A 2,755-nucleotide genomic window follows, 5' to 3' on the forward strand; every position below is an offset into this window, starting at 1 on the left:
TCCGCCTTGCTGGCTCCGCTGACAGCGCATCCAGCCTCCGCAGCAAGGTCGCCAAATGGAGGCCGCGTGGGCCGCTTAGGAAGGCATGCAGTTCGTCGATAACTATGAAGTCCAACGCACCCAGCATCCTCCTCGCATCGCCCGGACGACGCAGGAGCATCGCCTCGATGGATTCCGGAGTTATCAGGACGACGCCGCGCGGATCGCGCCTTGTCCGTTGCTTGGCGGCTTGAGGCGCATCCCCATGCCATCGGACGACGTCGATCTCCATCCGCTCGCAGAGGTCGTCGAGGCGCCGGAACTGGTCGTTGATCAGGGCCTTAAGCGGACTCACGTAGAGGACCGACACGCCCGGCTCCGTCCGGGCCGCCACTTTCGTCAGGATTGGCAGGAAGGCGGCTTCCGTTTTCCCGGCCGCAGTGGCGGCCGCGATCAGGACATCATTCCGGCCGCCCAGGATCGCCGCGATCGCCTTGTCCTGGACATCGCGGAGTTCCTCCCACTTCCGCTCCCAGATCCAGCGCCGGATCGTTTCATGGAGCCTGTCGAATCCGGAGGGCGCCTCAGAGCCTGACGGTGGCAAGATCCGCGTCCCCACCCGCGGTTTCGCCCTCGCTCTCGTCCGCCGAAGAGCTTTCGGCATCCGGCGCGATATCGACGCGGCCCACCAGGTTGGCCCATTCGGTTCCAGGATTCTGCTCAAGGATTGCCAGAAACTGCACGAACGCCTTTATCGTGTTCCGCGGCGTCCTGAAGTAGGCGTCGCCGACGTGCTTGTTGCAATGCTCCATGAACGCTGGAAGGGCTTCGTCCGGAACGAGGTTCTTGGCCGGGTCGCCGGAGGCAAACACTGCTCGGATGTTTGAAAGAAGGATCAGAAGTTCCTCGGGCGTGAGGCTTTGGAGGCGCAGCACCGGACCGGAAAGATCGACCAGGCCATTCGTCGCAAACGCATTCTCGGAAAGGCGGGACTGCAGGGCGGAGTAGCTGTACAAGCCGCGGCGGGTGTCCATGAGGAACTCCGGCGTGCCGCCGAACGCGAAACCGAAGCCGCCGAAGTTGCCCTGCAGCACGTCGTTGAGCATGCGCAGGACCTGCTCGAAGTTCTGGTTGCGAGCCTGGGCGCTCTGAAGCTTGTACAGGTTCACCATTTCGTCGAAGACGACGAACAGCCCGGCGTATCCTCCAAGCTTCACGAACGCTGCCATCAGCTTGAGGGAGTCATAGACGTTGTCGTCATCGATGATGTTGCGGACACCAAGCGCCTGGCGCGCCTCCGTCTTCGTGGAGTATTCCCCGCGCAGCCACCGGAGGGCCGAGGCCTTGAGAACCTCGTCCCCCTCCTCGCTTCCTTTCCAGTACGCCTTGAGCACCGTCGCGTAGTCATAGCCGCCGACGTGTTCCTGCAAGTGCGCGAGACGCTGGTCGATGATGCTCTCGACCGGCACGCCCGCTTGTCCCGCCTCCTGGATGCAGTCCGTCACGAAGCGCTCGACCACGCTCGGCAGTGCGCCGCCATCGGGCCGGGTCCGCGTCGCCATGTTCCGGACGGCTTCGGCATAGAGCCCCCTCGCCTGGCCTGCCGTCGCATGAATCCTACGGTCCGGCGCGAGGTCGGCATGGATCGTGACGCATTTGCGCTCGAGTGCGACCAGGCGCACGAGGTTGAGGAAGAACGTCTTGCCTGCCCCATATTCTCCGATCACGAAACGGATCGCGGCTCCGCCATCGCAGATGCGGTCGATATCGCGGACCAACGCTCCCACCTCGGCGGCACGGCCGACCTGCACATGACGAAGTCCCGTCTTGGGCACGACACCGGCGGCGAGCGCCTGCAAAATGGCGTCGCGATCGCGCGTCTTGATAGTCGTCACAGTCGTCATGCTTCCACCCTCGATTGCCGCAGCTTGTCCCTGAAATGCTCGACGACTGAAACGCGTTCGTCGCCATCGATTATAGGTTCGTCAAACCTGTCGAAGCCCCATTCGTTTATCGTTTCGATCGCTCCATCGGGCAACAGCCGAAGCTTCCGTGCCTCGTCTTCGAAAGCCTGCCGATCCAGTTCGCTGCTCTCGGCCAGAAGGCTCAGCAGCTTGGCATGAGCGCCATCAAGGCCGGCGAACGTCCCTTCCGCAGCCACAGGTTCCCTGGCTTGAGATGGAGGGGCCGGCGGCTCCTCTTCGATGAAAATGCCCGCGAGAAGCTCGGACACGGCCGAGGTCTCCGATTTGATCCGCTCCAGGCGACCATGATCTATCCTGATACCGCCCGAGGAGGATGCAGGGGGCTGCGCGGGGATCGGAACGCCGGTTGTCCGCGTCTCTGGAGCGACGGCGACGGGCTCGTCCAGCGCAACCGACCCGCGATGGAGGGCGGAGTATAGATCCTCCACCGGGTAGCTGAGCGCCTTGTACAACCGCTCGAGGAACTTGACCTCGTCAGGAGCCGCGTAGCCATCGGCCAAAATGGCCGATGTGGCCGCCCGGACGGCGCGGGCACGGACATCCGCACCGATGCTGCCCAATTTCTTGATGGCGGATTGCTGCGCTGCCGGGTCCCTGAGAAGCGTGCTGGCGTACGCCATGAGCCTTCCGCGCTCGACGCCGCCCACGCCGGGGAACGAACGGATGTCCGCCTTGATCGACTCGAATTCGCTGGGCTCGACCTTTCCGTCGGAAACGGCCGCCAGCGCCGCCACCTCTACCATCGCTCTGGCGGCAGCATAGGCGGCGGACTCGCCGTCCACGGGCGCTCC

The 2,755-nt window shown here is 64.0% G+C and carries 3 protein-coding genes; all 3 read right to left on the reverse strand.

Translation table 11 applies throughout. The features are described 5' to 3' along the window. A partial coding sequence (locus tag EOA60_RS27410; RefSeq protein ID WP_245502622.1) for a DEAD/DEAH box helicase occupies nt 1–583 on the reverse strand: 583 nt, incomplete at its 3' end. Next, nucleotides 564–1,883 (reverse strand): ATP-binding protein, encoded by a 1,320-nt coding sequence (locus EOA60_RS27415; RefSeq protein WP_128312195.1) that lies wholly within the window; start codon nt 1,881–1,883, stop codon nt 564–566. The genes EOA60_RS27415 and EOA60_RS27410, both read right to left, overlap by 20 nt. Further along, nucleotides 1,880–2,755 (reverse strand): tellurite resistance TerB C-terminal domain-containing protein (locus EOA60_RS27420; protein ID WP_206628267.1); only part of this gene is annotated, 876 nt, incomplete at its 5' end. The genes EOA60_RS27420 and EOA60_RS27415, both read right to left, overlap by 4 nt.

It is taken from the genome of Mesorhizobium sp. M1A.F.Ca.IN.020.06.1.1, assembly GCF_004023265.1.
In the GTDB taxonomy this organism is placed as follows: Bacteria; Pseudomonadota; Alphaproteobacteria; order Rhizobiales; family Rhizobiaceae; genus Mesorhizobium.